The organism is Allobosea sp. Tri-44, assembly GCF_004123845.1.
GTDB lineage: Bacteria > Pseudomonadota > Alphaproteobacteria > Rhizobiales > Beijerinckiaceae > Allobosea.
This window is the reverse complement of the sequence record NZ_NBDP01000030.1, coordinates 239,407-260,840: the sequence shown is the minus strand read 5'-3', so window position 1 is coordinate 260,840 and position 21,434 is coordinate 239,407. Positions and strand designations below refer to the sequence as shown.

Genomic DNA, 21,434 nt, shown 5'->3' with positions numbered 1-21,434 from the left:
CGCGGCCCGTCCCGCATTCCTCCGCAGCCGGTCGAGCTGCGGAGGCGTGGATGGAGACGAAGGGCAAAGGAAGCGCAGCGGCGAGCAAGAGCCGTCTGCGCCGCGTGACCATCGATGACCTCACCATCCGCCGTGTCCGCGTCGGCCGCAATTTCGGCTATCGCGACGCCGAAGGCGACAAGATCACCGACGCAGAGACGCTGGCGCGCATTCGCTCGCTGGCGATCCCTCCGGCCTATGAGGATGTACTGATCGCCGCCGATCCGCGCGCCCATCTCCAGGCGATCGGCCGCGACGAAGCCGGACGCAGCCAGCATCGCTATCATCCCGATTGGGAGCGCGTGCGCGAGCGCCGCAAGCTGAAGCGCCTCGGCCGGTTGATCGATACCCTGCCGAGGTTGCGCCAGCGCATCGCCGCCGACCTGAAGGACCGCACGCTTTCGCGCGGCAAGGCGCTCGCTTGCGCTGCTGCGATCATCGATCGCTTGCATATCCGCGTCGGCAACGAGGTCTATGCCCGCACCAATGGCAGCCATGGCGCTTCGACCCTGCTCAAGCGCCATGTCTCCGTCGCCGGCAGGCATATTGCGCTCGCCTTCCGCGGCAAGGGCGGCAAGGACATCGCCTGCGGGCGCGACGATGCTCCGCTCGCCCGTGCTTTGACGCGGCTGAAGACCTTGCCAGGCAAGCGCCTGTTCCAGTACCGCGCCGAGGACGGCTCGGTCGCGGCGATCAATGCGGCTGACATCAATGCCTATCTGAAGGAGGCTGCGGGCCTGCCGATATCGAGTAAGGATCTGCGCATGCTCGCCGCCAATGCCGCGGCTGCCGAACTCCTGCTGTCGACCGAGATCGCCGCCAGCGAGAGCGGTCGCAAGCGCCAGCTCGCCGACATCATGCGCGCCATCGCCGAGCGGCTGGTCAACACGCCTGCGGTGGTGCGCAAGAGCTATGTCCATGCCATCGTCGTCGACGCCTATGCCAGTGGCTGCCTCAGCCGCGCTTATCGCAAGGCGCGCGGCCGCGGCGGCTGCTCGCGCATCGAGCGGGCGCTGGGGCTCCTGGCGGCGTGAGCGGGATGCATGGCCGCCTGCAGGCGCCGGGCGGCGACGGGGGTTGAACCCGGCAAGCACGCTGGCCAAGCTCGGGCCAAATCACCCGAGGAAGCGCCAGGCATGTTTCTCACAAATTCCGACATGGTCGAGCTGATCGAGCTGCGTCATGCCCTCCACCGCGCGCCCGAGATTTCCGGCGAGGAGCGCGAGACGGCAAAAGCGATCGTCGGCTTCCTTAAACCGAGCGCTCCCGACCGCATCGTCACCGATCTCGGCGGCCATGGCGTCGCCGCGATCTATGAAGGCGCCGAGGCTGGCCCGACCGTCCTGATCCGCTCCGAGCTCGACGCTCTGCCGATCGAGGACCTTTCTGGCGTGCCGCACACTTCGCAGATCGCGGGCAAGGGCCACCTCTGCGGCCATGACGGCCATATGACCACGGTCGCGGCGCTGTCGCGCGGGCTCGGCCGGCAGCGGCCGCAGCGTGGGCGCGCCATCCTGCTGTTCCAGCCGGCCGAGGAGACCGGGGCGGGCGCCGCTGCCGTAATCGCCGATCCCAAGTTCAAGGAGATCGCGCCCGACTTCTCCTTCTCACTGCACAACAAGCCCGGCATGCCGCTTGGCGCTGTCCGGCTCTCGGAAGGCCCGGCCAATTGCGCCTCGCGTGGGCTGAAGATCGTGCTGACTGGCCACACCTCACATGCCGCGACGCCCGAGCACGCGGTCTCGCCGATGAAGGCGCTCGCCCGCCTGATGCCGGAACTGACCACCCTCGGCCAGGGCGGCGCCCTCGAAGGCAATTACCGCCTCGTCACTGTCACCCATGCCAGCATGGGCGAGCCTGCCTTCGGCATCACGCCCGGCCGCGCCGAGCTTTGGGCGACGCTGCGCACCCTCAGCGATTCCCTGATGGGCTCGCTCTGCACCGAGGCCGAGGCCCTGGTGCGCGAAGCGGCTTCCGCCGGCGGGCTCTCCGTGACGATGGATTACCACGATGTCTTCCATCACTGCGAAAACCATCCCGAGGCGGTCGCGCATCTGCGCCAGGCCTGCGACGAGGAGGGCGTCGCGCGCAGTGAGACTCCGCCGCAGCGCGGCTCCGAGGATTTCGGCCTGTTCGGCCGCTCCTCGAAATCGGCGATGTTCCTGCTCGGCTCCGGCGAAAAGACTCCGCCGCTGCACAATCCCGACTACGACTTCCCCGATGCGCTGATCGCGCCCGGCGCCCGCGTCTTCATGCGTACGATCCGCAATCTGCTCGGTTAGCGGTCGCTACTCCTGCGTGCTATGCGGCGCCTCGAACGGAACAGGGGTGCCCATGCGCAGGATCAGGATCATCGGCATCGGCGCCGGCAATCCCGAGCACGTCACGATCCAGGCGGTGCGGGCGCTGAACAGCGTCGATGTCGTCTTCGTGCCGGACAAGGGCGCCGAGAAATCGGCCCTGCGTGAGCTGCGCGAGGAAATCTGCCGGCGCTATATCGAGCATGGCAACTGGCGCACCGTACCGCTGACGGTGCCGAAGCGCGCCGCTGCGGGCGATGACTATCGCGGCAGTGTCGACGACTGGCACGTGGCGCTCGCCGAAAGCTATGAGCGCCTGTTCCGCGATGAGCTCGGCGAGGATCAGACCGGCGGGCTGCTGGTCTGGGGTGATCCGTCGCTCTACGACAGCACGCTGCGCATCATCGAGGCCGTGCGGGCCCGCGGGCTGGCGTTCGACTACGACGTCATCCCCGGCATCACATCCGTCCAGGCGCTGGCGGCGGCGCACCGGCTGGTGCTGAACCGGATCGGCGAGCCGGTCACGATCACCACCGGCCGCAAGCTCGCCGAAGGCGGCTTCCGCGACGATGCCGGCAGCACCGTGGTGATGCTCGACGGCGAGCAGGCTTTCTCGAAGATCGACCCCGCCGGCCTGGACATCTGGTGGGGCGCCTATCTCGGCGCGCCGCAGGAGATCCTGGCCGCTGGTTCGCTGGCAGAGGTCTCGGACGAGATCATTCGCGCGCGCGAGGCGGCCCGGGCCGAGAACGGCTGGATCATGGACACTTATCTGCTGAGGCGACGCGAGGGCTGACCGGCGGCGTTTGCCGTTAGGCCACCATACCGGTATCATCTCTGCCGGCTGGCCGAGGAGTTTGACTCATGGACATCTCGCTCCGCCTTCGCGATCCGATCGCACCGCAGCTTGTCGCCGCGTTGCGCCAGGCGATCATCGCCAGCGAACTTCGCCCTGGAGAGGCGCTCTCGGAGAAGGAGATTGCCGGCCGCTTCGGCGTCAGCCGGCAGCCGGTGCGCGAGGCCTTCATCAAGCTCTCGGAGGCCGGGCTGGTGCAGATCCTGCCGAGCCGCGGCACCTATGTCATGACGATCTCGATGCGCGAGGTCGCCAATGCCCGCTTCGTGCGCGAGGCGGTCGAATGCGCCCTGGCGCGGGCGGCAAGCCGGCTGATCGATCCAGGCGGCGTCGCTCGGTTACGTCGCCTGATCGCCGAGCAGGCCGCTGCCGCCGGCCGCGGCGACTATTCCGGCTTCACCGTGTTGGACGAGGCCTTCCACCAGGCCATCGCCGAGATCGTCGATTGCGACTATGCCGGCAAGGTGGTCGAGAGCGCCCGCGCCCAGACCGACAGGGTGCGCTTTCTCTCGCTGCCCGGCACTTCGCCGATCCCGCTGCTGATCACCCAGCACAACGCCATCGTCGACGCGCTCGAGACCGGTGATGCCGACACGGCCGCGACCGCGATGCGCATCCATCTGCGCGAGATCCTGAACGCGCTGCCCCGCATCGCTGCTGAGCATCCGGACCTGTTTGAGGACGAAGAACTGCCGGCCCATACGAGAGTGCCGCGTCAGCGCTGATCGCCTCGCTGAGCCGCCTTGATCAGCGCGCCGGCGACGCGGTCATAGTCCTGCGTCAGGATCGCGGTGGCGACCCGGACATGCTCGGTCGGCCTGATCGCGCATTTGCTGCCGGGCAGCACCGCGATGCCGTGCGCCGCCAGCGTCACCAGCGCGAACTGCTCGGACTCCACGGGCACCCAGATGCACAGCCCGTCGCTCTCCGGCATTGCGAGCCCTCGTTCACCCAGGCAGGAGACCAGCGCCCGTCTGCGCTCGGCATAGACCGCGCGCGCCTCCGCGACCCGCTGGCCAGTCTCGGCATCGGTCAGCAGCCAGGCAGTCGCGGCCTGCAGCAGCCGGCTGGTCCAGCCCGAAGAGAAGCTGCGATAGGACTGGATCTGCCGGATCACCATGGCCGGCGCCGACAGCACGGCGATCCGAAGGTCCGGCCCGAGCGATTTCGAGAAGGAGCGGATATGCACGACCCGCTCTGGCATCGTCACACCCAGACTGATCGGCGGGTGGATCGAGACATCGCCGATGCCGTCATCCTCGATCACCAGCGTCTCGCTGCCGGCGAGCACGCGGCCGAGCTCGGCGAGCCGTGAGGCGCTGACATGCTGGCCGGTGACCGAATGGGTGCGCGGCTGGAAGATGAAGGCCGATGGCCGCCGCTCCAGCGCGGCGGCGAGTTCGCCGGGCAGGGGGCCTTCCGCATCCCGGGCGACAGGCTGTATCTCGGCGCCGAGGTCTTCGATGATGTCGAGCAGCCGCATCGCCGTCGGATCCTCGATCGCGACACAGGAGCCGGGCAGGACCGTCGCGTGCAATACCGAGTAGACCGCGTTGTAGCCGCCATTGGTGGCGAGGAAGGCGTCCGGCCTGTAGGGCCAGTGCGGCGCCACCGCCTCGCGCAAAGCCGGCAGGATCGGCGTGCGCTCATAGCTGTTGAGGTTCTCCGCGCTCGCGGCCTGCGCCAACGCCTCGCGAAGTGGCGGCAGCAGCGCGGCGTCCGGAACCGCCAGTGAGAGGTCGAGCGCGTCCGGCCCGAAATCGGCGACGCTCGCCATCCGGGTCGGCCTCGGCGTCGCATTGTCGCCGCTGACCCAGGCACCGCCGCGTCCGCGCCCCGAGACGATCTTCTGCCGCTTCAGCTCGCTCCACGCTTCGGAGACCGTGCCGGGGCTGACTCCGAGCCGGAAGGCGAGCTCGCGTACCGTCGGCAGCCGCGTGCCGACTGGCAGCACGCCGGAGCGGATCATCTGGCTCAGATCGAGCGCAAGGCCGCGCGCAGTGCGCTGCGTCAGGCGGCTTGCCAGCCAGGAGGCGTCGGGTTCGTCGGTCATCGACTCAAAAATGATTGTTCAGGAACGTAATAGAGATTGATCAGGAGAAATGAACATTTAATCTCGCCGCTGTCCAAGGTTTTCCGCATAGCGAGGCGATGGCTTGAAACCTGTGATCCGGCTGGCCCTGCGCGACTGGGACTTCATCACGCCACTGCTGCTTGGCGATCTCGCGTCCGACCGCTTCGAGCTGAAGATAGAGCGCCTCGCCGCGTTGCCCGACGATTTCGGCAGCGACCCGCGCTTCGACGCCAGCGAGATCTCGTTCAGCCGGTACACCGCCGGCCGCGCTCGCGGCGAGGCCGGCGTCTTCGGCATTCCGAATTTCATCATGCGCGGTTTCCGCCATCGCTGCGTCGTCGCGGCCGCAGACAGCAAGCTGACCTCCTTCAAGGAATTGCGCGGCAAGCGCATCGGCATCGCCGGCTGGCAGGATTCCGGCAACACCTGGACGCGTGCCGCCATGGCCGAAGCCGGTCTCGGCATCGAGGACGCTTTCTGGGCGGTCAGCCGTCTCGCTGCCGATCACCCGGTCACCGACCGCGTCGGGCGCTATGCGCAGCCCGGCCTGATCGAGGCTCTGCCCGGCCAGCCACCGCTGCTCGACCTCCTCGCCGCCGGCGAGATCGCGGCCGTGCTGATGCCGTTCATGCCGCAGGGCTTCTTCGCGAAGGGCTCGCGCTTCCGGGCGCTGCTGCCGGATGTCCGCGCCGCCGAGCGCGATTACTTCGCCAAGGTCGGCTTCGTGCCTGGCATGCACATCATCGGTATCAAGCCCGAGCTCGCCGCCCGCGAGCCCTGGCTGCCGCAGGCGCTGAGCGATCTCCTCGACGAAAGCCAGCGCGTCTGGCTGGAGAAGCGCCGCCGTTATGCCGACACCACGCCCTGGCTGATCGACGAGCTGGTACGCAGCGGGCATGATCTGCCCGAGAGCTGGAACGAGAGCGGGCTGGCCGCGAACCGGGGGATGATCGCCGCGTTCATCGAGCAGCTGCGCATCCAGAACCTCGCCGACACCGATCTGACGCCCGAGGCCCTGTTCCCGGCCGTGTCTGCGCTTGAAGGAGCAAACTGATGAAAGCTGCGCTCGGACAATTCGCCGTCAGCCGCGAGTGGCAGGAGAACCTTGCCACCTCCGTCCGCCTGCTGGGCGAGGCGAAGGCGGCCGGGGCCGACCTGCTGCTGCTGCCGGAAGGCATCCTGGCCCGCGACATCACCGACCCCGACATCGTGCTGAAGACGGCGCAGCCGCTCGACGGCCCGTTCATGCAGGGCGTGCTCGCGGCGAGCAAGGGCTCGGCGCTGACGACGCTGTTCTGCATCCATGTCCCGAACGGCAAGGGCCGCGTCTTCAACATCCATGTCGCGGTTCGCGACGGCGCGATCGTCGCCGCCTATCGCAAGCTCCATCTCTACGACGCCTTCTCGGCGCTGGAATCGACCAATGTCGAGCCCGGCACCGAGGTGCCGCCGCTGCTCGAAATCGCCGGCCTGAAATGCGGGCTGATGACCTGCTACGACGTCCGTTTCCCCGAGCTGGCCCGGCGTCTCGCGCTGGATGGCGCCGATGTGCTGCTGCTGCCGGCCGCCTGGGTGCGCGGCCTTGGCAAGGAGGCGCATTGGGATGTGCTGGTCACCGCCCGCGCGCTGGAAAACACCTGCTACGTCATCGCCACCGGCGAATGCGGCCCGCGCAATATCGGCGCGAGCATGGTCGTCGACCCGCTCGGCGTCGCCGTCGCCCGTGCCGGCGAGGTCCCGGCTCTGATCTACGCCGAGATCGATCCGGCCCGTATCGCCGCGGCGCGCGCGGCATTGCCGGTTCTCGCCAACCGCCGCTTCGCCGGCCCGGAGCTCGCCGCCTAGCAGCCAGCAAGCTGGTTTACTGACAACAAAAAAGGGGAACGTTGCCATGAACATGATCGTTAGATTCGCGGGAGCCGCCGCACTTGCTGCGGCGCTTCTTCAGAGCCCGGCCTTCGGCCAGGACGCCGGCATCAAGATTCCCGAGCAGAAAGTCGACGAGGCCCTGCGCGCCAAATTGCCGGAGGCGATCCGCACGGCCGGCAAGATGATCTCGGTCAATAACGGCTCCTTCCCGCCCTATGAGATCGTTACCGACGCCAAGACCATGACCGGCGCGGCCGCCGAGCTCTCCGACGCGATCGGCCAGCTGCTCGGGGTCAAGATCGAGCATGCGACGGTGAGCGGGCTCGCCGCGGCGCTGAGCGGCATCGCCGCCGGCCGTTTCCAGTTCGCCATGGGCCCGATCGGCGACTTCAAGACACGCCAGGAGGCCAATGATTTCGTCGATTATGTCCGCGAATTCGTGATCTTCGCGGTGCAGAAGGGCAATCCGAAGGCGATCGGCAGCCTCGACGACACCTGCGGCAAGAAGATCGCGGTGATGTCGGCGGGCTCCGCCGAGAAGGTGATCAAGGCCCAGGCCGAGAAATGCACGGCCGAGGGCAAGCCCGTGCTGGAGGTGATGTCCTTCACCGACCAGCCGACCTCGATCCTCTCGGTCCGCTCGCGTCGCTCCGACGCCTTCTTCTCCTCGCAGGCGCCGCTGACCTATTTCGTCCAACAGGCCAAGGGCGATCTCGAGCTCGCCGCGGTCGGCAAGGCCAACGGCTTCCAGGACCTGTTCCAGGGCGCGGTCGTGCCGAAGGGCTCGCCGCTCGGCGAGGTGCTGCTCGCCAGCATCAAGGCGCTCAAGGCGAACGGCACCTATGAGGCGATCTTCAAGAAATGGGGGCTCGACAACAACATGATCGGCGAGCCCGGCATCAACCTCTCGAAGAACTGAGCGGGCAGGCTTTTCATAGGAGCCCTCATCCTGAGGAGCCGCGCAGCGGCGTCTCGAAGGATGGTCCAGATGTCACCAGAGCCTCCTGAAGCATCCTTCGAGACGCCATTCCTGCCGGAATGGCTCCTCAGGATGAGGACGGTAGGGAAGGGGCCGGCCGTACCATGAGCAGCGCAGTACAATTGACACCTGATCGGCAGGCGACGTTGCGCGACGTCGCCAACGCCCACCGACCGTTCGAATGGGGGCGCTGGCTGACCTGGGCCTTCGTGCTCGCGGTCGGCGCCAACTTCGCCTGGATCGTCGCCTGGAACCCGAATTTCGGCTGGCCCGTCGTGGCGCAGTGGTTCACGGCCGAGTCGATCCTGCGCGGGCTCTATGTCACGCTCGGCCTCACCGTCGTCGCGATGGTGATCGGCGTCATCATCGGCCTCCTGCTGGCGATCGCCCGGCTTTCCGACGACCGGCTGTTCAGCGGGCTCGCCGGCCTCTTCATCTGGTTCTTCCGCGGCACGCCGCTGCTGGTTCAGCTGATCTTCTGGTACAACCTCTCGACCCTCTTCCCCGAGATCTCGATATCGATCCCGTTCGGGCCGACGCTGGTGAGCTGGCACACCAACGACTTGATCACGCCGATGACGGCGGCGATCGCCGGTCTTTCGCTGAACGAAGCCGCCTATATGGCCGAGATCATCCGCGGCGGCCTGCTCTCGGTCGACAAGGGGCAGTCCGAGGCGAGCGACGCCTTCGGCATGACCCGGGCGCGGGCGCTGTGGCGCGTCATCATTCCCCAGGCGATGCGCTCGATCGTGCCGCCGACCGGCAACCAGCTGATCAGCATGATCAAGGCGACTTCGCTGGTCAGCGTCATCGCCATGGCCGATCTGCTCTATTCGGTGCAGGCGGTCTACAACCGCACCTTCGAGGTCGTCCCGATGCTGATGGTGGCGGTGATCTGGTATCTCGTCATCACTACCGTGCTGAATATCGGCCAGGGCTTTATCGAGCGCTACTATGCCCGCGGCGAACGTGGCGCGAGCGAACCCATGCCCGTCATTGCGGAGCCGACGCCATGAGCGCGATTGCGACCGACGCCGCGCCGCTGGTCAGCGCCCGCAACGTCCACAAATCCTTCGGCCATAACGAGGTGCTGAAGGGCATCGATCTCGACGTCATGCCGGGCGAGGTCGTCGTCGTGCTCGGGCCGTCCGGCTCCGGCAAGTCGACCTTCCTGCGCTGCATCAACCATCTCGAGGCGATCAATCGCGGCTCGATCATGGTCGCCGGCGAGCAGATCGGCTACCGGCTCAGCGGCGAGCGGCTGATCAAGCTCTCGGCCCGCGCCATCGCGGCGCAGCGCCGCCAGATCGGCATGGTCTTCCAGCAGTTCAATCTCTTTCCCCACATGACGGCGCTGGAGAACATCATCGAGGCGCCGGTCGGCGTCCATGGCCGCAGTCGCAAGGAAGCGACCGACTACGCCATGGAGCTGCTCGCCCGCATCGGCCTGACCGAGAAGGCCAACGCCTATCCGCGCCAGCTCTCCGGCGGCCAGCAGCAGCGCGTCGCGATCGCCCGGGCGCTGGCGATCCGGCCGAAGTTGATGCTCTTCGACGAGCCGACCTCGGCGCTCGATCCAGAGCTCGTCGGCGAGGTGCTCTCGACGATGCGCGATCTCGCCGGCCAGGGCCTGACCATGATCGTCGTCACCCATGAGATCGGCTTTGCCCGCGAGGCGGCCGACCGCGTCGTCTTCATGGATGGCGGCCTCGTCGTCGAGCAGGGCCCGCCCGAACAGGTCTTGGCCAATCCGAGCCACCCGCGCACCCGCCTCTTCCTCAGCCGCTTCATCCGCGAAGCGGCCTGAGGGGGCGCAAACCCCGTCAGCCCTATCTCGCGGTGCAAGCGTGCCGGGCTTTCGTGCCGGCCGGCCACGGCGCCATGGTTAACGTTAAACGATCATTATCAGATATCTGAATATCTTGATGGAAAGAGGTGGGAAGACCGGGGAGACTGAACATGGGCCATCCGCAAACGCCGCGGCAGCGCTTTCGCCTGACTGGCGTCGGGGCGGTCATCGGCATGGCCCTGACGGCAGCCGTCGCACTCGTCGCAGCGGCCGGCGCCTTCTCGACGCAGCGGCTCGGCAACCGGATTCTGACCGAGACCATCGCCCGCGAAATGACCAGCGCCCAGGAAACCTTGCGCACCAGCCTGGACAGCGAGGTCAAGCGCGCCGTGTCGATGGCGCATGTCATCGCGAGCAACGCCCAGATCCAGGCGCGCTTCGCCGCCGGCGATCGCGAGGCCCTGGCCGCGGCGACGGTCCCCGGCTTCGCGGCGCTGAAGGCGAATGACGGCGTCGTCCAGCTGCAGTTCCACGTTGCGCCGGCGACCTCGTTCCTGCGCGCGCATCGCCCGGAGAAGTTCGGCGATGACCTGTCCTCTTTCCGGTTCACGGTGGTCGAGGCCAACAAGGCGGGCAGGCCGGTCTTCGGCCTGGAAAACGGCGTCGAGGGTCTCGGCGTTCGCGGCGTGATGCCGGTCCGTTTCGAGGGGAAGGCCGTCGGAACCGTCGAGGTCGGCCTCGGTTTCGGCCAGGCGTTCTTCGACGCCTTCAAGAAGATGTCCGGACACGACATCGCATTCTTCGTCCTCGCCAATGGCGAGCTCAAGCGCTTCGCCTCGACGCTTCCCGATGACGGCCTGCTCTCGCAGGAAACCTTGCGCCTTGGCCTGGGTGGAACGACGGAGATCCAGCGCCTCGCCACTGGCGGGCGCGACAGCGCCATCGTCTATGCGCCGGTCAGGGACTACCGGGGCGATGTGATCGGAGCCTATGCGCTCGTCTCCGACATCTCAGCTCTGAGTTCGATCATGGATGCTGCGATGTCGGCTTCGGCCCTGGTCGCGCTCGTCAGCCTGATCTCGGCGATCGCCTGCGCCTGGATGTTGAACCGTTGGATCGCCGCCCCGGTCCGCGGCATGACGCGCACGATGACGGCGCTGGCGCAGGGCGATCGCGACGTGCTCGTCCCGTCCCTGTCGCGCCGTGACGAGATCGGCGAGATGGCGCAGGCCGTCGACGTCTTCAAGCGCGCCGCGATCGAGAAGGAGGCCATCGCCGCCGAAAAGCGCGATGCGGAGCGGGAGGTCGAGGCCCAGCGCCACGCCGCCGATGCCGAGAGGACGCGTAACGAAGCCGAGCGCCAGGAAGCCACCGGGCAACTGGCGGTCGTGGTCGCCGCGCTCGGTGCCGGCCTGGAGCATCTGGCCAATGGCAATCTCGGCTATCGCATCGATCAGCCGGTCGCGGCGGGCTATACCAAGCTGAAGGACGACTTCAATTCGGCGATCGCCAAGCTGCGCGATACGATGCGTCAGATCGCGACGAACACCGAGAGCATGAAGGCGGGCGCGGGCGAGATCAGCCAGGCCGCCGACGACCTCGCCAGCCGTACCGAGCAACAGGCCTCCTCGGTCGAGGAGACCGCGACCGCGCTCGACCAGCTGACCGCGACCGTGCGCCAAACCGCCGAGGGTGCGCGCCAGGCGAGCCTCGCCACCAGCCAGGTCAAGGGCGAGGCCGAGCAGTCGGGCGAGATCGTCCGCGATGCGGTTGCGGCCATGGGCGGCATCGAGAAATCGGCCGAGGAGATCTCGCAGATCGTCGGCGTCATCGACGAGATCGCCTTCCAGACCAATCTGCTCGCGCTCAACGCCTCGGTCGAGGCGGCGCGCGCCGGCGACGCCGGCAAGGGCTTTGCGGTCGTCGCCTCCGAGGTGCGGGCGCTGGCCCAGCGCTCGGCGGAAGCCGCCAAGGAGATCAAGGGCCTGATCACTGCGTCCAGCATCGAGGTCGAGAAGGGCGTGGCCCTCGTCGGCCAGACCGGCAGCGCGCTCGGCCGGATGTCGGGCGAGATCACCCGCGTCACCTCGCTGGTCGCCGAGATCGCCTCGGCGGCGCAAGAGCAGGCGACCGGCCTGCAGGAGGTCAACACCGCGGTCAACGAGATGGACCAGGCGACGCAGCAGAACGCCGCCATGGCCGAGCAGTCGACCGCAGCCTCGCAGGCCCTGGCGCAGGAGGCCGACAGGCTCGCCGCGCTGGTCTCCTATTTCAGCCTCGAAGCGCCTGGGCCATTACGGGGGCAGGCCTCGCCGAGTCCCGCGCGTCACGCAGCCTGAGAGGCGAGCTCGCCTGCGAACGCTCCTTCCGGCGAAGAACGATATCTTCCGAGCTATTTGCCCCGGGCAATCGCGATCGCTGCGAAATCGGGCTTACGTCAACTTGTGAGAGATGCCTCGTTCCACGTTGCCGCGATCGGCGGAGGGCAGCAATGCCCTCCGCACTCGTGTCAGCTTCTAGCTCCAGAAGCCCGCTTGATGGTCACGCGGCGAGAACGCTTCGTCGGCATCCTGCTGCTGCGCTTCGAGGTTCTCCTCGTGGTCGTGCTCGGTCTCGAGCGCGCACTCACAATCGTGCCGTTCCAGCATGGATCGCTCCTTTCGAATGGTTGGGAGGTTGCTTCAGGCACGGGTTAGATATGAACAATTGCTGCACTGCACAAGCGTCGCGCGCGGGCACCCTGCGATCTCGCTGTCTTGTGATGGTGCCGCCGGGCGGCGGGGGGTGGGCTTCGATGCCGGAAAGGCATCAGCCGCGGTCACTGCCCTTCGTCCCGCCGGCAGTCGCCGATTGGCGGGCTGCGGCCTGATCGAGACATTCCGCCATTTGAGAGATGCCCCAGGAAAACTTGGAGCACTGCGCGGTTCCCACAGTCAGGTTCCTGGCGACTCCAGTGGGCTGGTCAGCGCCGCTGCAGCCGCAGAGAGCCAAAGCAATGATGGCGAGCTTCAGCAGAGCCGCCCATAGGATTCTGAACGAACCCGTGCGGTCGATCACGCGGGCCAGCACGATCGCGCCGACGATACTGCCCGCGTTCAGCAAGGCGTGAACAGGATCGCTTGCGCCACCCGCTTGCTGAAGCGTCAATGTTCGCATGGGCTAGACCGCCTTCTTCAGGAAGCCGGCGACCTGACGGTAACTGGCTGCGACCTCCTCCAGCTCGGCTGGGGAGATCAGGTCCTCGATCCGGTCGCCAGGCCCCTTGATGCGCGCGGCTGCGATGTCGAGGACGCGCTCAGGGCCCGATTTGCGGTTGTTGAGCACCACATTGGTGGTGACGGGTCGCCGGACGGCTTCGTAGGCGAGCAGGCCTTCCGGCCCTGGCTGCGCGGCAAGCGAGTCCGCGAGAGCCCTCGCATCGATGATCGCCTGCGAGGCCCCGTTTGCTCCCATCGGGTACATCGGATGGGCGGCGTCGCCGAGAAGGGTGGCCCGCCCTTGCGTCCACCACGGCAGCGGGTCGCGATCGATCATCGGATACTGGGTGATCTTCAAGGTGCTCCTCAGTAGAGCAGGGATGTCGATGTCCGGCATCCGGAAGTCCAGGAACTCCGCGATGAAGTCGCGATCGCCCTCGCGGGTCCAGTCGGCCTCATCGGCCGCTCGCGGCTGATCGTGGCGCACTTCGGCAACCCAGTTGATCAGTGCATTGCCGTTGTGCGCGGCGCGGCTGATTGGGTAGCAGACGAATTTCACGTCGTGGTCGCCGGCGATGAACATGGTGCGGCCATCGCCGAAGGGCGCCTGCAGACTGGCGCCGCGCCACATCATCGTGCCTTCGTAATGAGCGGGTCCTTCGCCCGGATGGAGCTGTCGGCGTACCTTCGAACGGAACCCTTCGGCGCCGATCAGGAGATCGGCGTCATAGGCGGTGCCGTCGGCGAAGCGCGCATGCACGCCGTCGCCGTTCTGCGTGAACCCGGCAAGGGCCTTGCCGGGCACGACCACATCCCGCCCCAGCCGGGCGCGAGCCGTATCGAGCAGCAGGAACTGCAACTCGCCCCGATGGACCGAGTATTGCGGATAGTCGAAGCCGGCCTCGACCGAGCGTGGGTCCGACTGGATCAGGTGGCCGAAACGCGTGCGGTATTCGATCGCACGGGTGCGGATCGCCATCTCGTCGAGGGCGTCGCCTAGCCCGAGCCCGTGCAGCACGCCCGACGCATGCGGCATGACGTTGATCCCTACGCCGAGCGGCTGCAGCGTCTCGACCGCTTCGAAGATCCGGACGTCGTAGCCCTTCTCGATGAGGCACAAAGCTGCTGTCAGGCCGCCGATACCGGCGCCCGCGATGGCGATCTTCATCGTCTATTCTCCTGGAATGATCCCGGTGAGTCTTGCTTGGTTCTTTTGCGATTGGCATGGCGACGGCTTCGGCGAGAGCAGGCTGTCGCCGACGCCGCAATGGGGCTCCGTTCCAGTCCCGCTGGCAAAAGCACGTGTTCAGCGGCGCAAGCGAGAAAACGTGTCTCGGCAGGTGGGGCCCGGGTGAGCTGCTTGCCCGCATGCAACTGCCCAAGGCGTTCCGTCTGGAAGGATGTCCCAAAGCGTTTTCTCTGCGGCTTCCCGTGCCAATTGGTAATGCCGCCTGATCAATTTAGTCAAGCTGCCTGACAATCTATCGAGCGGAAGGGGCGGTAGTCAGTTGCTGACGCTGTTATATTCTGGCATAATGTATGCCAGAATATAACAGCGTCGGGCACGGCGCGATGGTGGGAGGGACCGGGTCGTGAGAATCCATGAGTTCCAAGCGAAGCATCTGCTGGCACGCTACGGGCTGACTGCTCCGGAAGGCAGCGTCGCGATCACCGCTCGGGAGGCGGGCGAGATTGCCCAGCGCCTCGGTGGCCCGGTGGTGGTCAAGGCGCAGATCCATGCCGGTGGCCGCGCGCACGCCGGCGGAATTCGGCGGGCGGAAACCCCCGCCGCTGCCGAGGCTGCGGCCGAAGAATTGCTCGGCAAGACGCTCGTGACTGCGCAGACTGGGCCGGCGGGCCAGATCGTCAGGCGAGTCCTCGTCGAGCGTGCGCTGCCGGTACGGCGTGAGCTGCATCTTGCCCTGCTGGTCGATTCCACTTCGGGCGAAGTGATGCTGATCGGCAGTGAACGGGGCGGCGCCGATATCGAAGAGCAGGCGGCGCGCGGCGAGTTCCATATCCGCGAGCTCTGGCTCGGCACCGGCGGCGAGGCGCGGACGCAGGAGGTGGCGGATTTCGTCGGGACACTCGGCCTGGAGGGTGCGCTGCACGGGCAGGGCTGCGCACTCGTGGACGGCCTGCGCCGGGCCTTCGTCGAGCTCGATGCCAGCCTGATCGAGATCAATCCGCTCGCAATCACCGAAGACGGCAGGCTGGCGGCGCTCGACGCCAAGATGACGCTCGACGACAACGCCCTGTTCCGGCATCCCGAGCTCGGGGCACTGCGCGACGAGGACGACACCAGCGCCGCCGAATTGCAGGCCCAGCGCCACCAGCTCAACTATGTCCAGCTCGACGGCGATATCGGCATGGTGGCGAATGGCGCGGGACTCGGTCTCGCCACGCTCGACATGGTCGTCGCCGCCAAGGGCCGGCCGGCCAATTTCATGGACATCCGGACCACGGCCAAGAGCCTCGACATCGCCCATGGCTTCGGGTTGCTGCTCGACAATCCGAAGACGCGCGCCATCCTCATCAATGTGCATGGCGGTGGCATGCAGGCTTGCGATACCATCGCCGAGGGGCTCGGCATCGCCTTGCGTCGTACCGGCCGCTCGCTGCCGCTGGTCGTGCGCCTCGCCGGCAACAACGCCGATTTCGGGCGCTCGCGCCTGCAGAATTTCGGCTGCGCGGTAATCGATTGCCCGGACATGTGGACTGCGGCCACGAAAGCGGTCGCGCTGGCGCAGAAGGGAGCCTGAGTCATGGCCGTTTTTCTCAATCGCGAGACCCGCGTTCTCTGCCAGGGCATGACCGGCTGGGCCGGCACCCATCATGTCGCGCGAATGATGGAGTATGGCACGCAGGTCGTCGGCGGCGTGACGCCGGGCAAGGGTGGCCGCTCGCATCTGAATTTACCCGTCTATGAGCGCGTTGCAGAAGCGAGGCGCGAGACCGGCGCCAATGCCAGCATCGTCTTCGTGCCGCCCGCCAATGCCGCGGCCGCCATGATCGAGGCGATCGAAGCCGAGATGCCGCTGGTAGTCACTGTCACCGAGCGCGTGCCGACGCTCGACATGGTGCGGGTGCGTGCCGCGCTGAAGGGCGGGCGCACCACCCTGGTCGGCGCCAATTCGCAGGGTATCCTGGTGCCGGGCGTCGGCAAGCTCGGCGTCATGGCGACCGGCAGCGAGCGCCCCGGCGGCGTCGGCATCATCTCGCGTTCGGCCTCGTTGACGAGCGAGGTGGTGGCGCAGGTCACCGCGGCGGGGCTCGGCCAGTCGACGACGATCGGCGTCGGCGGCGATCCGATCCATGGCATCGGCATGCGCGAATGCCTCGAACTCCTGCTGGACGATGCCGATACCGAGGGCGTGGTGCTGATCGGCGAGATCGGCGGCACGGAGGAGGAGGAGGTCGCCGAATACCTCGCCGGCGCGCCGGCCTCGAAGCCCGTCGTCGCGCTGATCGTCGGCCGCGAGGCGCCGCTCGAGCGCCGCATGGGCCATGCCGGCGCGCTCACCTTGCGCGGCAAGGGCGATGCGGCGGGCAAGATCAGGGCGCTGGAGGCCGCCGGCGTTCGGATCGCCCCGAGCGCCCATCTCGTCGGCGAGACCATCAGGCAGGCGCTCGCCGGGCGTGGATAGCGCGCTTCTTCCCTTGCAGGAGAAGGGCGGGAGCGCCTCACTCCCGCTTCGGCAATCGGCCGCCGATCGAGCGCGTGATCTCGTCGGCGGCGCGGCGCACCATCGGGCCGTAGTCGTCGAGCTTGCGCGGGGTCACGCGTACGGTCGGCCCCGACACAGAAACGCCGGCGATCGCTTCGGCATGTTCGTTGAAGATCGGCGCGGCGACGCAGCGCATGCCGAGAGTGCGTTCCTCATCGTCGAGCGCCCAGCCGTTCCGGCGCCCCTGCGCGAGCTCGCGCAGGAACTCGGCGAGATCGGTTATCGTGTGCTCGGTGAAGCGCTCGAGCCGCCTGAGCGCGCAGATCTGGCGCACGCGGTGCTCCGGGAACTCGGCCAGCAGCGCTTTGCCCACGCCCGAGGCATGCATCGCGCCGCGGCTGCCTGCCCGGAAGAAGGCGCGCAGCGTATCGTGGCTCTCGACCTGCGAGATGAACACCACCTCGCCATTGTCCTCGATGCCGAGATTGACGGTCTCGCCGCTGGTCTCCATCAGCGCATGCATGATGGCGCGCCCCATGCTTGCGACGCGGCGGTTGCGCAGGAAGGCCGAGCCGGTCTTGAAGGCGCCGACGCCGACCAGCCAGATGCCGCGCTCCATGTCATGCTGGACGTAAGCGCGGTTTTCCAGCGTCAGCAGGACGCGATGCGCTGTCGAGGCCGAGACCCCCGAGCGCCGGCTGAGTTCGCTGAGCGTCAGGCCGTCTTCCTCGGCGAGAATTTCGAGCAGTGCCAGCCCGCGATCGAGCGCCTGCACCGCCCCGCCGGCGATTGCGGTCTTCAGCGAGCGCGGTCGCCCGCGTCCCTTGCGTTGCTCGATCAGGCTCATGCGTATCCTCCACCGGCGGGAGGGTAGCAGATGATGGACGTGGTGTCTGGTGAGTTTAAAGCGGAGTAATTTTCTAAAATTCAGATCGAGTTCGATTGGGATAATATCAAACCATTGATTTTAAGACTGAAATTATAATTCAGGTCGAAATGAAAAAATATTCTGAAATAAATTGACCGGGGCGCCCATCTGGAATTTGGTATGCCAGTACACGGTTTTCTCACGGGAGAACGGGCCATGCCGAAAATGAGAGCCGTCGAGGCTGCGATCAGGGTTCTGGAGCGGGAAGGCGTGACGCAGGCCTTCGGCGTGCCCGGCGCTGCGATCAACCCGCTCTATGCGGCGCTGAGGAGCCGGCAAAGCATCCACCATATCCTGGCGCGCCATGTCGAGGGCGCCTCGCATATGGCAGAGGGCTATACCCGCGCCAAGGCCGGCAATATCGGCGTCTGTATCGGCACCTCGGGTCCGGCTGGCACGGACATGATCACCGGGCTCTATTCGGCCATAGCCGATTCCATCCCGATCCTGTGCATCACCGGCCAGGCGCCGCGCGCCCGCCTCTACAAGGAGGATTTCCAGGCCGTCGACATCGAGGCCATCGCCAAGCCGGTGACGAAATGGGCGGTGACGGTGCGCGAGCCGGCGCTGGTGCCGCGCGTCTTCCAGCAGGCCTTCCACATCATGCGCTCGGGCCGTCCCGGCCCGGTGCTGATTGACCTGCCGGTCGATGTCCAGATGGCCGAGATCGAGTTCGACGACGAGACCTATGAGCCGCTGCCGGTCTACAAGCCGGCTGCCTCGCGCCGCCAGATCGAGAAGGCGATGGCGATGCTGGACGCGGCCGAGCGGCCGCTGATCGTCGCCGGCGGCGGCATCATCAACGCCGATGCTGCGGAGTTATTGGTCGAGTTCGCCGAGCTCACCGGCGTTCCGGTGGTGCCGACGCTGATGGGCTGGGGCGCGATCCCCGACGACCATCCGCTGATGGCGGGCATGGTCGGGCTGCAGACCAGTCACCGCTACGGCAACGCGACGATGCTCGCTTCCGACTTCGTGCTCGGTATCGGCAATCGCTGGGCCAACCGGCACACCGGCTCGATCGAGACCTACACCAGGGGCCGCAAATTCGTTCACGTCGATATCGAGCCGACCCAGATCGGCCGCGTCTTCGACCCCGACTACGGCATCGTCTCCGATGCGAAGGCGGCGCTGGAGCTTTTCGTCGACGTGGCGCGCGAGCGGGAAGGGAAGGGGCTGCTGAAGAATCAGACAGGCTGGGCCCAGGAGTGCCGCGACCGGCGCGAGACCATGCTGCGCAAGAGCCATTTCGACAACGTGCCGCTGAAGCCGCAGCGGGTCTACGAGGAGATGAACGAGGCCTTCGGCCGCGATGTCTGCTACGTCTCGACCATCGGCCTGTCGCAGATCGCCGGCGCCCAGTTCCTGCACGTCCACAATCCGCGCCACTGGATCAATTGCGGCCAGGCCGGCCCACTCGGCTGGACTCTGCCGGCGGCGCTCGGCGTGCGCGCCGCCGATCCAGAACGCGAGATCGTGGCGCTGTCGGGCGATTACGACTTCCAGTTCCTGATCGAGGAACTCGCCGTCGGGGCGCAGTTCAACCTGCCCTACATCCATATCGTCGTGAACAACTCCTATCTCGGCCTGATCCGCCAGGCCCAGCGCGGCTTTGACATGGATTTCCAGGTCGGGCTCGCCTTCGAGAACATCAACGCGCCCGATCTCGATGGTTACGGCGTCGACCATGTCGCGGTCGCCGAAGGGCTCGGCTGCAAGGCGATCCGGGTGAAGAGCCCCAACGAGTTCAAGGCCGCCTTCGCCCAGGCCAAGGCCTGGCTCGCGGAATACCGGGTTCCGGTGGTGATGGAGTTCATCCTGGAACGCGTCACCAACATCGCCATGGGCACCGAGATCGACAATGTCGTCGAGTTCGAGGAGGTGCTCGATCTGCCGCTGCCCGCTCCGGAAGCCGTGCTGCAGCCGGCGCAGTGATACCGCCTCTCAGGCGCCGTCGCACCTGACCATCGCCCTTACCTACTGCCTCACAACCACGGGACAAGGCCATGCCGCGCTTCGCCGCAAACCTGACCATGCTGTTCAACGAACTGGAGTTTCTCGACCGCTTCCGGGCTGCTTCCGAAGCGGGCTTCTCGGGCGTCGAGTTCCTGTTCCCCTATGCCTTCGACAAGTACGTGCTTGCCGCCGCGTTGAAGCGCTGGAAGCTGACGCAGGTGCTGCACAACCTGCCGGCCGGAAACTGGGCCGCGGGAGAACGCGGCATCGCGATCCTGCCCGACCGGATCAGTGAGTTCCAGCGCGGCGTGTTCGACGCGATCGACTATGCCACCAAGCTGGGCTGCAGGCAGGTCAACTGCCTCGCCGGCATTGCGCCGCAAGACGTCGAGCGTGCCAGGCTGCACGAGACGCTGGTCAACAACCTGCGCTTTGCCGCGCATGAGCTGGCGCAAGAGGGGATCACGCTGCTGATCGAGCCGATCAACACGCGCGACATGCCCGGCTTCTTCCTGAGCAGCACCGCGCAGGCGCTGAGCCTGCTCGACGATGTCGATTCAGCCAACGTCTTCATCCAGTACGACGTCTATCACATGCAGGTCATGGAGGGGGATCTCGCCCGCACGATCGAGGCCAATCTCGACCGGATCGCCCATATCCAGATCGCCGACAATCCGGGCCGCAACGAGCCCGGCACGGGCGAGATCAACTTCCCCTTCCTGTACCGGCATCTCGACACGATCGGCTACGCCGGCTGGGTCGGCTGCGAGTACAAGCCCGCCCGCAGCACCCGCGACGGCCTGATCTGGCTGCCGGGACACCCGCAGGCTGCGTGACCGGGAGACGGTCGACGATCCAGTCGAACGGAGGATACGAAAAGCATGGCGAATATCGGCTTCATCGGCCTCGGCATCATGGGCCGCCCCATGGCGGAACACCTGATCACGGGTGGCCATACGCTGCACATCTCAAGCCATCACAAGGCGCCGGATGCCGAGCTGCAGGCCAAGGCGATCACGGTCCACCCGACGCCGAAGGCCGTCGCGGCGGCGAGCGAGATCGTCATCCTGATGCTGCCGGACACGCCGCAGGTCGAGGATGTCCTGTTCGGCACCGACGGCGTCGCGCTCGGCCTGAACAAGGGCAGCATCATCGTCGATATGAGCTCGATCTCGCCGATGGCGACCAAGGAGTTCGCGAAAAGGATCGAGGCCGAAGGCGGTCATTATCTCGACGCACCGGTCTCTGGCGGCGAGGTCGGCGCCAAGGCGGCGACGCTCACCATCATGGTCGGCGGGCCGCAGGCGGCCTTCGACACGGTCAAGCCGCTCTTCGAGCTGATGGGCAAGAACATCACGCTGGTCGGCGGCAATGGCGACGGCCAGACCACCAAGGTCGCCAACCAGATCATCGTGGCGCTGACCATCGAGGCAGTCGGCGAGGCCTTGCTCTTCGCCTCCAAGGCCGGGGCCGATCCCGCCAAGGTGCGCCAGGCGCTGATGGGCGGCTTCGCCTCCTCGAAGATCCTCGAGATCCATGGCGAGCGCATGATCAAGCGCACCTTCAATCCGGGTTTCCGGATCGGGCTGCACCAGAAGGATTTGAACCTCGCTCTGTCTACGGCGCGCTCGCTCGGTGTCTCGCTGCCGAACACGGCAACGGCGCAGGAGCTGTTCAACGCCTGCGTCGCCCATGGCGGCAAGGACTGGGATCACTCGGCCATGGTGCGAGCGCTGGAGATCATGGCGGACCACCAGGTCGCGAGTTCATAAGAAAGGG

21 protein-coding genes are annotated in these 21,434 nt (G+C 66.7%); 16 read left to right on the top strand and 5 right to left on the bottom strand.

The window, feature by feature from the left end; genetic code table 11:
* The first annotated feature begins 50 nt into the window (after positions 1 to 50).
* The 4 genes from B6S44_RS17690 (at position 51) to B6S44_RS17675 (ending at position 3,920) form a co-directional block, all read left to right on the top strand.
* Positions 51 to 1,073, top strand: coding sequence for a DNA topoisomerase IB (locus tag B6S44_RS17690; protein WP_129158202.1), 1,023 nt, complete (start codon positions 51 to 53; stop codon positions 1,071 to 1,073).
* Between the two features lie 102 nt (positions 1,074 to 1,175).
* Positions 1,176 to 2,321: an amidohydrolase gene (locus B6S44_RS17685; protein ID WP_129158201.1), complete on the top strand. Its 1,146-nt coding sequence runs from the start codon at positions 1,176 to 1,178 to the stop codon at positions 2,319 to 2,321.
* A 52-nt stretch (positions 2,322 to 2,373) separates the two neighbouring features.
* Positions 2,374 to 3,135, top strand: coding sequence for a precorrin-6A synthase (deacetylating) (cobF, locus tag B6S44_RS17680; protein ID WP_129158200.1), 762 nt, complete (start codon positions 2,374 to 2,376; stop codon positions 3,133 to 3,135).
* Between the two features lie 68 nt (positions 3,136 to 3,203).
* Positions 3,204 to 3,920 (top strand): GntR family transcriptional regulator, encoded by a 717-nt coding sequence (locus B6S44_RS17675; RefSeq protein ID WP_129158199.1) that lies wholly within the window; start codon positions 3,204 to 3,206, stop codon positions 3,918 to 3,920.
* Here B6S44_RS17675 and B6S44_RS17670 read toward each other — a convergent pair.
* Positions 3,911 to 5,248 (bottom strand): aminotransferase-like domain-containing protein, encoded by a 1,338-nt coding sequence (locus B6S44_RS17670; RefSeq protein WP_129158198.1) that lies wholly within the window; start codon positions 5,246 to 5,248, stop codon positions 3,911 to 3,913. The two genes, B6S44_RS17675 and B6S44_RS17670, sit on opposite strands and share 10 nt — an antisense overlap.
* A 112-nt stretch (positions 5,249 to 5,360) precedes the next feature.
* Between B6S44_RS17670 and B6S44_RS17665 the strand changes: the two genes are divergently transcribed.
* From B6S44_RS17665 to B6S44_RS17640, 6 genes are all read left to right on the top strand, one after another.
* Positions 5,361 to 6,323 carry a substrate-binding domain-containing protein gene (locus B6S44_RS17665; protein WP_349236381.1) on the top strand — a complete coding sequence of 321 codons (963 nt, stop codon included), beginning with the start codon at positions 5,361 to 5,363 and terminating at the stop codon, positions 6,321 to 6,323.
* On the top strand, positions 6,323 to 7,114 hold the full coding sequence (locus B6S44_RS17660; RefSeq protein ID WP_206735184.1) for a deaminated glutathione amidase: 792 nt from the start codon (positions 6,323 to 6,325) through the stop codon (positions 7,112 to 7,114). The genes B6S44_RS17665 and B6S44_RS17660 overlap by 1 nt, the downstream gene beginning before the upstream one ends.
* A 46-nt stretch (positions 7,115 to 7,160) precedes the next feature.
* Entirely contained in the window at positions 7,161 to 8,057 is an 897-nt protein-coding gene (locus B6S44_RS17655) for an ABC transporter substrate-binding protein (protein ID WP_129158195.1), read from the top strand.
* 164 nt (positions 8,058 to 8,221) lie between these two features.
* Positions 8,222 to 9,133, top strand: coding sequence for an amino acid ABC transporter permease (locus B6S44_RS17650; RefSeq protein WP_129158194.1), 912 nt, complete (start codon positions 8,222 to 8,224; stop codon positions 9,131 to 9,133).
* A complete protein-coding gene (locus B6S44_RS17645; RefSeq protein ID WP_129158193.1) occupies positions 9,130 to 9,924 on the top strand; it encodes an amino acid ABC transporter ATP-binding protein in 795 nt (264 codons plus the stop codon). The genes B6S44_RS17650 and B6S44_RS17645 overlap by 4 nt, the downstream gene beginning before the upstream one ends.
* 152 nt (positions 9,925 to 10,076) lie before the next feature.
* Positions 10,077 to 12,245, top strand: coding sequence for a methyl-accepting chemotaxis protein (locus B6S44_RS17640; protein ID WP_129158192.1), 2,169 nt, complete (start codon positions 10,077 to 10,079; stop codon positions 12,243 to 12,245).
* Between the two features lie 177 nt (positions 12,246 to 12,422).
* Here B6S44_RS17640 and B6S44_RS30070 read toward each other — a convergent pair whose 3' ends face one another.
* From B6S44_RS30070 to B6S44_RS17630, 3 genes are all read right to left on the bottom strand, one after another.
* Positions 12,423 to 12,554 carry a hypothetical protein gene (locus B6S44_RS30070; RefSeq protein ID WP_257791808.1) on the bottom strand — a complete coding sequence of 44 codons (132 nt, stop codon included), beginning with the start codon at positions 12,552 to 12,554 and terminating at the stop codon, positions 12,423 to 12,425.
* Between the two features lie 160 nt (positions 12,555 to 12,714).
* The gene (locus B6S44_RS17635) at positions 12,715 to 13,062 is read right to left on the bottom strand and encodes a hypothetical protein (RefSeq protein WP_129158191.1); all 348 of its coding nucleotides are present in this window, start codon (positions 13,060 to 13,062) and stop codon (positions 12,715 to 12,717) included.
* Between the two features lie 3 nt (positions 13,063 to 13,065).
* Positions 13,066 to 14,271, bottom strand: a complete 1,206-nt coding sequence (locus B6S44_RS17630; RefSeq protein WP_129158190.1) for a flavin-dependent oxidoreductase — start codon at positions 14,269 to 14,271, stop codon at positions 13,066 to 13,068.
* Between B6S44_RS17630 and B6S44_RS17625 the strand changes: the two genes are divergently transcribed.
* The 3 genes from B6S44_RS17625 (at position 14,258) to sucD (ending at position 16,750) form a co-directional block, all read left to right on the top strand.
* Positions 14,258 to 14,458 carry a hypothetical protein gene (locus tag B6S44_RS17625; RefSeq protein WP_129158189.1) on the top strand — a complete coding sequence of 67 codons (201 nt, stop codon included), beginning with the start codon at positions 14,258 to 14,260 and terminating at the stop codon, positions 14,456 to 14,458. The two genes, B6S44_RS17630 and B6S44_RS17625, sit on opposite strands and share 14 nt — an antisense overlap.
* A 237-nt stretch (positions 14,459 to 14,695) precedes the next feature.
* Complete coding sequence (sucC, locus tag B6S44_RS17620; protein ID WP_129158188.1) at positions 14,696 to 15,865, top strand: ADP-forming succinate--CoA ligase subunit beta; 1,170 nt, start codon at positions 14,696 to 14,698, stop codon at positions 15,863 to 15,865.
* Positions 15,866 to 15,868: 3 nt separating this feature from the next.
* Positions 15,869 to 16,750, top strand: coding sequence for a succinate--CoA ligase subunit alpha (gene sucD, locus B6S44_RS17615; RefSeq protein ID WP_129158187.1), 882 nt, complete (start codon positions 15,869 to 15,871; stop codon positions 16,748 to 16,750).
* Positions 16,751 to 16,787: 37 nt separating this feature from the next.
* Here sucD and bhcR read toward each other — a convergent pair whose 3' ends face one another.
* Positions 16,788 to 17,618, bottom strand: a complete 831-nt coding sequence (gene bhcR, locus B6S44_RS17610; RefSeq protein ID WP_129158186.1) for an HTH-type transcriptional regulator BhcR — start codon at positions 17,616 to 17,618, stop codon at positions 16,788 to 16,790.
* Positions 17,619 to 17,855: 237 nt separating this feature from the next.
* Here bhcR and gcl point away from each other — a divergent pair, with 237 nt between their 5' ends.
* The 3 genes from gcl (at position 17,856) to B6S44_RS17595 (ending at position 21,427) form a co-directional block, all read left to right on the top strand.
* Positions 17,856 to 19,634, top strand: coding sequence for a glyoxylate carboligase (gene gcl / locus B6S44_RS17605; RefSeq protein WP_129158185.1), 1,779 nt, complete (start codon positions 17,856 to 17,858; stop codon positions 19,632 to 19,634).
* 71 nt (positions 19,635 to 19,705) lie between these two features.
* Entirely contained in the window at positions 19,706 to 20,491 is a 786-nt protein-coding gene (gene hyi / locus B6S44_RS17600) for a hydroxypyruvate isomerase (RefSeq protein ID WP_129158184.1), read from the top strand.
* Between the two features lie 45 nt (positions 20,492 to 20,536).
* Complete coding sequence (locus B6S44_RS17595) at positions 20,537 to 21,427, top strand: 2-hydroxy-3-oxopropionate reductase (RefSeq protein WP_129158183.1); 891 nt, start codon at positions 20,537 to 20,539, stop codon at positions 21,425 to 21,427.
* Positions 21,428 to 21,434: the final 7 nt, after the last annotated feature.